The 8491-nt window shown below is 65.8% G+C and carries 6 protein-coding genes and 3 pseudogenes; 4 read left to right on the plus strand and 5 right to left on the minus strand.

The window, feature by feature from the left end:
* A pseudogene (locus A8G08_RS01895) lies at nucleotides 1-280 on the plus strand (hemerythrin domain-containing protein); the annotation flags it as partial.
* 403 nt (nucleotides 281-683) lie between these two features.
* Here the strand turns inward: A8G08_RS01895 and A8G08_RS01900 are convergent.
* Nucleotides 684-1199, minus strand: coding sequence for a flavodoxin family protein (locus A8G08_RS01900; protein WP_068269434.1), 516 nt, complete (start codon nucleotides 1197-1199; stop codon nucleotides 684-686).
* A 396-nt stretch (nucleotides 1200-1595) separates the two neighbouring features.
* Between A8G08_RS01900 and A8G08_RS01905 the strand changes: the two are divergent.
* A pseudogene (locus A8G08_RS01905) lies at nucleotides 1596-2977 on the plus strand (IS1380 family transposase).
* Between the two features lie 234 nt (nucleotides 2978-3211).
* On the opposite strand, the gene A8G08_RS26970 reads toward A8G08_RS01905, so the two are convergent.
* From A8G08_RS26970 to A8G08_RS01920, 3 genes are all read right to left on the minus strand, one after another.
* Nucleotides 3212-3430 (minus strand): CDGSH iron-sulfur domain-containing protein, encoded by a 219-nt coding sequence (locus A8G08_RS26970; RefSeq protein ID WP_425394520.1) that lies wholly within the window; start codon nucleotides 3428-3430, stop codon nucleotides 3212-3214.
* A 1-nt stretch (nucleotide 3431) separates the two neighbouring features.
* Nucleotides 3432-4061: a HemK2/MTQ2 family protein methyltransferase gene (locus A8G08_RS01915; protein ID WP_068269448.1), complete on the minus strand. Its 630-nt coding sequence runs from the start codon at nucleotides 4059-4061 to the stop codon at nucleotides 3432-3434.
* Between the two features lie 166 nt (nucleotides 4062-4227).
* Complete coding sequence (locus A8G08_RS01920) at nucleotides 4228-5241, minus strand: DNA topoisomerase IB (protein WP_068269438.1); 1014 nt, start codon at nucleotides 5239-5241, stop codon at nucleotides 4228-4230.
* 71 nt (nucleotides 5242-5312) lie between these two features.
* On the opposite strand from A8G08_RS01920, the gene A8G08_RS01925 reads away from it, so the two are divergent.
* Entirely contained in the window at nucleotides 5313-6854 is a 1542-nt protein-coding gene (locus A8G08_RS01925) for an FAD-dependent oxidoreductase (RefSeq protein WP_068269443.1), read from the plus strand.
* Nucleotides 6851-7414 (plus strand): type 1 glutamine amidotransferase domain-containing protein, encoded by a 564-nt coding sequence (locus tag A8G08_RS01930; protein WP_068269446.1) that lies wholly within the window; start codon nucleotides 6851-6853, stop codon nucleotides 7412-7414. Before A8G08_RS01925 ends, A8G08_RS01930 begins: the two co-directional genes overlap by 4 nt.
* A gap of 198 nt (nucleotides 7415-7612) precedes the next feature.
* Here A8G08_RS01930 and A8G08_RS01935 read toward each other — a convergent pair.
* Nucleotides 7613-8324: pseudogene (locus A8G08_RS01935) on the minus strand (IS6 family transposase).
* Between the last annotated feature and the right edge of the window lie 167 nt (nucleotides 8325-8491).

The following is an 8491-nucleotide window of genomic DNA, read 5'->3' on the forward strand; positions in this document are numbered from 1 at the left end:
CTACGAGGAGCACCACGTCGCCGACATTTTGGTGATGGAACTTGCGGCGATGAAGCCGGAGGACGACCGCTTCGATGCGAAGACCACGGTGCTGATCGAGAGTGTCTCGCACCATATCGAGGAGGAAGAGGAGAACTGGTTCCCGAACGTGCGAGAGAGCCTGGGGCGCAAGAAGTTACAGGAGATCGGTGAGCGGATGAAGGAGCTTCGCACGAAGGCGCCGCGGTCGCCCGCGCAGCCGTCTGCGCTGAAGAAGGTGATCGATGCGGTCATCTCCTGACGCGCCGCTACGGTGACCCGGCGCTCGATGAACTCAGGTCAAGCCGGCCCGATTTCGATGGACCACTACCTGCCCGCGCTGAGTATCGAACTGGTGCGGCCACCTCGGTCGCGCAACTGACCGTTACCGCGTGCCTGCTCGGGCCGGCTTCCGGGCAACTTGTGCCGGACCGGTTCGGGCGGCGCGGGATTCTGCTGCCGGCACCCTCGCGTACATCATCACGTGGGCATTGTGCGCGATCGGTCGCGCCATCGAGTTTCTCGTGGCTGCGCGGTTCGTGCGGGGCGTGGCCGGGGGAGTTGGGATCGTCATCGCGCAAGCGTCGGGCGGTGACATCGGGTCAGCGCACAGCAGGGGTCTGAGGCTCAGCGCGTGGCCCGTGTCCTGCGCTCGTGCCCGCCGGTCACCCGACCGCGGCTACGGTGGCGGCGAGTTCGCGTGCCCAGGCCCGCGCTCGGTCCGTCTCGCCGGGGGCTAACGGGCCGAGCATGCCGGTGACCTTGAAGTCACCGGGTTTCCCGATCATCGTGAAGCCCTCGCGGCGCAGTCGGCGGCGGGCGGCGCGGGCGGCGGAGCCAGTCAGCCATCGCGGCTTGTCGGCGCGGGTGCCGAAGGTCGCCGCGCGGCAGATCGCATTGGACGAGGAGATCCGGTCGAGCCACTCCCGAAGCCCCAGGCGGGTGGTGACCGTGGCCGATCCGGTCCACGACAGTGCGTCTTCGCGGGTCTGAGGCCTGGTCAACCCGAAGACATGGGTGGGGCCGCCGACCACGAGCAGATCGAACTCGTCCAGGATGAGGGGCGCATCGTCCACGTTGAGCACGTCGACGGTACCGAGTTGGCCAAGTTCCTCACCGATCACCCGCGCGATCGATTCGGCATTGCCGTACATCGATTCATACACGACGAGGGTGCGCATTCGAACCCTCCCTTGCGGAAACCTCTCACCGAGCGTGCATTGGTGATACCCAATTTTCGGCTATCCATTCCGGGTTTGCTGCACACCGTGAACCCTGCGCGGCAGCAGTCGACAAACGCGTCCGCAGTTTGGCGACCGACGTCGCAACTCGAACGAGCCCGCGAGCTGCCCGGGAAGCCGCACAACGAAGGCAGTACGCGGCGCCGCCACGATTGCCATAGGAACAGCTGACCGCGCGCAGTCGACTTGCGGTTGCCTTCGCCGACCAGGACGCCTTAGCTTCAATCCACCGACGAGCCGGCCGTTGTCGAGTGTCGGAACGAGGAAAGTGCCCTCTGAGCTGGGATGATTGGTGTTCTCACGCAACAATCTGACCAGTTCGGAAAGGCACTTCCGGTGCAAGTTTCGCACAAGTTCGCCGTGGAGTCGGCGGTATTCGACGACGACAACCTCGTATCGCTCGCCGGGCTGGTGCCGGTGATGACGCTGGCCGAACAGACCGGGCTGCACGAACTGCTGGGCCAGAGGAGCACATTGCGAACCGAAGATCAAGTCCGGATCGGCGAACCCGGCCCCGAAGCTGTCGACCTTGATCGCCGCGATGTGCACCGGCGCGGACAGCATCGACGACATCGACGTGCTGCGCAGCGGCGGCACGAAGACGCTCTTCGATGCCGTGCATGCACCCTCGACGATAGGAACTCTGTTGCGGTAGTTCAGTTTCGGACACGCGCGTCAGCTGGAATCGGTCCTGCGCGCACACTTTCCGCGTTGTGCGAGCGGGTCGCACTGCTGCCCGGTGGCGACGAGCGCGCCTTCGTCGACATCGATTCCCTCCCGCGCCCGGTCTACGGTCACGCCAAACAGGGCGCCAGCTACGGGCACACCAAGATCGCCGGCAAACAGATCCTGCGCAAGGGGTTGTCTCCGCTGGCCACGACGATCAGCACCGAACGGGCGGCGCCGGTGATCGCCGGAATGCGACTGCGGGCAGGCAAAGCCGCCTCCGGCAAAGGCACCGCACGCATGGTCGCCCAGGCAATCGCCACCACCCGCACCGCCGGGGTCACCGGCACTATCATGGTGCGAGGCGACTCGGCCTTCGGCAACCGTGCGGTGGTGCGTGCCTGTCGCCGCCACGGGGCCCGGTTCTCCCTCGTACTGACCAAGAACCCCGCCGTGCAGCGCGCGATCGACACCATTCCCGTGGACGCGTGGACGCCAGTCCGGTACCCCGGCGCGGTGCGCGACCCGGACACCGGCACCTGGATATCCGACGCCGAGGTCGCCGAAATCGGCTACACCGCTTTCGCTTCCACCAAGCACGCGGTCACCGCCAGACTGATCGTGCGCCGCGGCAAAGACGCCCGCTACCCCGACGCCCTGTTTCCGGTGTGGCGGTATCACCCCTTCTTCACCGACTCCGACGAACCGGTCGCCGCCGCCGACATCACCCACCGCCGCCACGCGATCATCGAGACCGTCTTCGCCGACCTGATCGACGGCCCGCTCGCGCACACGCCCTCCGGGCGCTTCGGGGCGAACAGTGCATGGGTACTGTGCGCGGCGACCGCGCACAATCTGCTGCGCGCCACCGGCGTCATCGCCGTGACCGCCACGCCACCGCACGCGGATCGACCTTGCGACGAAAGATCGTCACCGTTCCAGCCCGACTGGCCCGTCCGCAACGCCGACCGGTCTTGCACCTGCCCCGCCACTGGCCCTGGATAGACCCATGGCTGCGGGTGTGGCACAACATTATCGACGCCGCGGCCTGACACCCCGAACCCCGCCGGACCCGGCACGACAGGAACCACATTGGAAAAGCTGGGCAGACCAGCGAACACCACCTGCCCACCGAAGGCAATCAAGATCAATAGATCAGCCCGGCCCGACCACGACGCGGGTCCGTGGATTCAGGTTTAGTGATGGACCAGTGGCGGCAGTGGGGTTCGTTGTTGCCGATCCCTCTCACCGACCGAGAGTTCCACGGAAGCTATTGAGCAACGGCGTTACTCACGTTCGCCGTCGTTCGATGTTGCGGCCACCACGCGGCATTGTCTCCGGTGACTGGTATCGCACAGCGGATAGGTGAGGCTGCGCCGGCAAACGCACAGGGCGACTACGAAGCGGTCCGAGGACACGACCGAGCCGTCGGGCATCTCGACCTCGACTGGGCCGTCGATCAACACCGGGCCACCCTTCACCGGGCGCACCCTCCTGGGCTTCAGCTCAGTTCGTTTGGTTGGGCCGGTCGGCACGGATCACCACCACTTCCTCGGTTGCGGGTTCGGCAGAACACCATCCACGGCTGTGCAGGTAATCGGTTCGGCTGCGCATCACCTCTCCGAACGGCAGGTGTCGGCGGGCAACGATCGCGGCCTTGAGCCCGCTGTGACGCAGCCGGCGCAGCGAGATGGCCGGACCGGCAAACTCCGAGTGGACCAGCAGCAGGAATCCTCCGGGGCGCAGCAGATCGATACTGTTCGCGCACAACGGATCGAGAATGGACCGGCCGTCGGGACCGGCATCCCACGTGGCAGAGCTGTCGGTACCGGGCGGGCAGGGCACATACGGCGGATTGGCAAGCACCACATCGAATGTGCCCAGAGCGAATGCCTCGTAGCAATCACCACGTCGAACGCGCACCGGCAATCGATTCATTTGCCCGTTCAACCATGCCGAAATGACCGCTCCCCGCGAGATATCGAGCGCAGTCACATCACCGGCGCCCAAATGCGCGGCGGTGAGGGCGAGCACGCCGCTGCCGGTACAAAGGTCCAGCACGCGCGCATCGGGTGGCATGACGGCCTCCCGCAATGCCTCGGCGAGCAGCACCGAATCTGCTTGCGGTCGATACACGCCAGGCAGGCGCACGATTCGCCGCGGCAGGGGATCGAACCATCCACGCCGCAGGAGCGGGTGAAACGGTCGCTGTGCCGGGTGCGCCTGCGTCGTCACAATCGTTCCTCCGACATTGGGAAGCGTGTGAGATTCCAATACCCGGCACCTCCCGAACCAAACCCGTTTACTGTGCGGCCTTGCGAATCAGCCGGATCACGGCACGGTCCACGATGTCGCGGCGTTCGTCATCGGTCTTGGCCTTGGCCGCACGGCGCAGGGCCGCGGACACGGTCTTGCCGCGCTCGAACGCCGTCACCACGCGTGGGTCGACATAGGAGTTGCGGGCCACGGCCGCAGTGTTACCGAGCGCGTCGGCAACCTCGGACATCACCTGCGCCTGAACTCGTTTCATGCCTGTCTTCGAACCCGGCGGATCCATGCCGCCGAACTCGGCCGCTGCCAGGATCGTTCCCTGCCAGGTGCGCAGATCCTTGGCCGAGCAGTCGAAGCCGACAATCTCACGCATCCGGCCATTCACCTCGTCGGCGCGTAACTCCCGGTAGCCGTCCCCGTTGCGGTACGCGAGCAGACGATCCGAATCCGTGTCGGCGCGCAGCAGGGATCGCACCGCCTTCGTGGCCAGTGGATCGGTGATCTGGACGCGGCGTCGGATACCGCCCTTGGCCAGGTAATCGAATCGCAGTTCTTCCCCGGACACGGTCACCTGTTCGCGCAGCAGCGTCGCAACCCCGCGGGTGCCGAATTCCTCGGCATACTCCTCGCCGCCGACCCGGAAGACCCCGCGATCGATCAGTCGCAATGCGATCGCCTGCACGCGCGTGAGCGGCGTGCCGCGTTGTGCCAGGTCCTCGTCCAGCTGCGCGCGCAGCTCGGGCAGGCGTCTCGCGAGCTCGAGCACGTGGTCGAACTTCTCCTCGTCCCGCTCGTTGCGCCATTGTTCGTGGTAGAGGTACTGCCGACGCCCGGCAACGTCGACCCCGACCGCCTGAATGTGGCCGTTCGGGTACGCGCATACCCACACCTTGCGCCAGGCCGGCGGAATCACCAGCGTACGGCCGCGTTCCAGGATCTCTTCGTCGTCGACCCGCTCGCCGTCGGCGGTGAGGTACGAGAAGCCGCGACCACGGCGAACGCGGCGAATCCCCGGGCCGTACGGCGTGCTGCGGCGCAGTCGCATGGCAATCCTTTCGGGGTCCCGGCGTGTGTGCGGGTGTGTTTGCCATACCCGCTTGCGGGCACCCATTCCCAGTGACTTCCTTGTGGCTCGATCGAGTACCCATTGCGCCCGTGCCGTCACTCGAACCCGAGATCAAATACGACGTCGTCGTTGTCGGCGGCGGTCTCGCGGGTCTGACCACGGCACTGCTGGCGTCCCGAGCGGGCGCGCGTGTCGCCGTGCTCGAAGCGCGCCGAATAGGCGACGGCACAACGGGCAACTCGACCGCCAAACTCAGCCTGCTGCAGGGCACTCAGCTGTCCCGGATCAGGCGGCGGCATTCCGCAGCCACCGCGGAGCGGTATGTCGAAGCGAACCGCGAGGGCCAGCAGTGGCTGCTGCGCTATTGCGACGAGCACGACGTGGCGGCACAACGCTGCGCGGCGGTGACCTACGCCCAGACGCCGAAAGCCGTCCGGGCGGTGCGCGACGAGTACGACGCGTGTCGCGAGGCCGGGCTCGACGTCGAGTGGGTCGATCAGCTCGACGTGCCGTTCGTCAATCACGGCGGTGTTCGCCTGCCCGATCAGGCGCAGGTGGACCCGCGATCGGTGCTTTCCGCACTCACCGCCGACGCGATCGACCACGGCGTACACGTATTCGAAAACACGCGGGTGCTCGGGCTGACCGGATTGGCTTCCGGCCATGTCATGTTCGGTGAGCGTTGCCTGGACACCGAGCGCGGGCCGGTCCGCGCCGATACCGTCGTTTTGGCCACGGGAACCCCGATCTTGGATCGCGGCGGCTACTTCGCCCGCCTGCATCCGCAGCGCTCCTATTCGGTGGCGTTCGAGGTGCCCGGCGAAATTCCGCGCGATATGTACATCTCCGCCGACACACCGACGCGGTCGCTGCGCTACGCCCCCGGCCCGACCGGCGACACCCTGATCGTGGGCGGCAACGGCCACACCGTCGGACGGCAGGAGCCCACCACCCCGCAGTACGAGGATCTCGTGGGCTGGACGCGCGAGTATTTCCCCGGCGCCCGCGAGACGCACCGGTGGTCGGCGCAGGACTACGTGCCGGTCGACGTGCTACCCCATGTGGGTCCGCTGCTGCCCGGCTATGACCGCGTGCTGGTGGCAACGGGATTCGCGAAGTGGGGCATGACGAATGCGGTGGCCGCGGCGTTGGCCCTGTCGGGCCGGATGTTCGGTGGGAAGATGCCGTGGGCGAGCGTTCTCGAGAGCTGGTCGCCGCGCGAACTCACCGGCCTGCCCGACGCCGCGAAGATCAACGGCGATGTCGGCGTCGCGATGGTGGGCGGTTGGCTGCGCGCGGCATTGAGCGGCGACGGCGACCGTCCGGACGAGGGGGTGGGCCGCGTGACGCGACGTGGAATTCGGCCGGTCGGCGTTTCCACCGTGGACGGTGTCACAACGACGGTGTCCGCGGTATGCCCCCATCTCTACGGAATTCTGTCGTGGAACGACGCGGAACGATCGTGGGACTGCCCACTGCACGGTTCGCGCTTCAGTCACGACGGCAGAGTCCTCGAAGGCCCGGCGACGTGCCCACTCGATGTCATCGAGCGCGCGGAAAGCGCCGCAGAGGAAAGGAGTTCGATCTCATGAGCAGCCAGACGCGCCTGCAGGACCATACGGTCGCCATACTCGCCACGAATGGCGTGGAGCAGGTCGAATTGACCGAGCCACGCGATGCCGTCGAAAAGGCCGGAGCGCGAACGGTATTGGTGTCGCTCGAATCCGGCGAGATACAGGCGATGAACCATGACACCGAGGCGGCGGACAAGTTCCGCGTCGACCAGGTGATGGGCGACGTGTCGATCGACGATTTCGACGCGTTGATCCTGCCCGGTGGCACAACCAACCCGGACAAGTTGCGTCAGAATCCCGACGCCGTGCGGTTCGTTCGCGAGTTCGTCGAGGCACGGAAACCGGTGGGAGTCATCTGCCATGGACCGTGGACGCTCGTCGAAGCCGATGTCGTGCGCGGCCGCACACTGACCTCGTATCCCAGCGTGCGCACCGATATCCGCAATGCCGGCGGCATCGTTGTGGACGAGGAGGTCGTGGTCGACGGGCAGTTGGTGTCGAGCCGCAACCCGCGCGATCTACCCGCCTTCTGCGAGAAGATCATCGACGTATTCGCGGCGGCGCCGGTGCGCAGCTGATCGGATACAGCAGCGCCCAGCAGCACGACGAGGGCGAAAAGTTATGGGGCGCAGTACACAAACCTTTGGCCACGACCTGACGGAGCTGTTCCACACCCTCACGAGGGCACTGTCAAGTTAATTGGTGGGCTTGGTGATTCGGTCTATCGTTCAGTGCTATTCATCGGTTCTTGTGGAAAGACTTGTCCCAGTTCAGCTTCAGGCGGCGGTTGTCGTGACCCCTGTGATCTCGTTCCAGATCGCGAAGCGGTCGACCATCACGATGCGGTACTCGGCTGGCGATAGCAGGTGTCGACGGGGACGAAAGTGCGGTGTGATGCCGCTGAACGCCGACTGGAATCTTTGCGCGTGGCGGATTGATTTGAAGCGTTTCATCGCCCGCTCTCGCTGACGGGTCGGTTGATGGGAGTTCTCTGCAGCCGGTTGTTCAGGTAATTCGACCGGCGGTGCTCGACCGACGGCAGGAGCTCGCGGTGCGCCGCCTGATAGCTGGCGAGCTTGTCGGTGACGAGCACCCGCGGCACGTATTGCTGGCCCCTGAGGAGATTGCGGAAGAATTTCTTGGCGGCCAGCGCGTTTCGGCGCGACTGGACCAGGACATCGAGCACGGCGCCGTTCTGGTCGACCGCCCGCCACAGGTAGTGGGTCGTGCTGTTGATCCGGATGAAGACCTCGTCGAGATGCCATTTGTCGCCAGGGCGGGGCCCGCGCAGCTGGTTGGCGTAAGCCTGCCCAAACTTCGCACACCAGAGCCGGATCGTTTCGTAGCTGACCACGACACCGCGTTGCAGCATCAGCTCCTCGACCTCGCGGAAGCTCAGTGGGAACCGGTGGTAGAGCCACACGCAGTGGGCGATGATTCCGGCGGATACCGGTGCCCCTTGTTCGACGACGATGATGCAGCGGTCACGACCACCGATCTTGGCAGCGACCGGGCAACCGACCAACTGGACAGCCCCTCCGCGATATTCGGGTCCGACCGAATTCTCGACATACCCCGGGTCGAGCAACTGTCTCGGCCGCCCATTCCTGTTCATCCCTGCTCACCCTGCGCGGATGTTACGTTGACGGCATCGG

It is taken from the genome of Aldersonia kunmingensis, from assembly GCF_001646865.1.
In the GTDB taxonomy this organism is placed as follows: Bacteria; Actinomycetota; Actinomycetes; order Mycobacteriales; family Mycobacteriaceae; genus Aldersonia; species Aldersonia kunmingensis.

Excerpts from the sequence above, each read along its gene's own strand:
- A8G08_RS01900 (WP_068269434.1), bottom strand. The coding sequence starts at position 1,199 with ATGCGCACCCTCGTCGTGTATGAATCGATGTACGGCAATGCCGAATCG.
- A8G08_RS01930 (WP_068269446.1), top strand. The coding sequence starts at position 6,851 with ATGAGCAGCCAGACGCGCCTGCAGGACCATACGGTCGCCATACTCGCC.
- A8G08_RS01920 (WP_068269438.1), bottom strand. The coding sequence starts at position 5,241 with ATGCGACTGCGCCGCAGCACGCCGTACGGCCCGGGGATTCGCCGCGTT.